Origin of the sequence: Thermorhabdus hydrogeniformans, from assembly GCF_049310025.1 — a bacterium.
Lineage (GTDB): Bacteria > Bacillota > Thermosediminibacteria > Thermosediminibacterales > Tepidanaerobacteraceae > JBJYKD01.
The window spans coordinates 1-265 of the sequence record NZ_JBJYKD010000175.1 but is presented as its reverse complement, the minus strand read 5'-3'; the positions used below and the strand labels follow the sequence as shown (position 1 = coordinate 265).

Sequence of the window (265 nt, the reverse complement as noted above, 5' to 3'; positions counted from 1 at the left end):
ATTGTACTGCTGACCAACGCACTGCGCGAGGGGATGCGCCAGAGAATGTTTGGGCGCGTTGTAGTGGTCGGTTCCGTCGCCGGGCTGGGAACATCCTTCCCGGGAAACACGCTTTATGCCACGACCAAGGCGGCAGCCATGCTGCTCACTCGCCGGCTGGCTGCGGAGCTGGGGCCTCAAGGCATTACGGTGAACGTCGTCGCCCCAGGTTTCATCGAGACCGATATGGCCAAGGGTGCGCAGGACGACGAGAAGTATCAGGCAA

The 265-nt window shown here is 61.5% G+C and carries 1 protein-coding gene; it reads left to right on the top strand.

The features are described 5' to 3' along the window. Nucleotides 1-45: 45 nt before the first annotated feature. The coding region (locus ACKX14_RS16000) for an SDR family NAD(P)-dependent oxidoreductase (protein WP_422449395.1) at nucleotides 46-265 on the top strand (220 nt) is incomplete at its 3' end.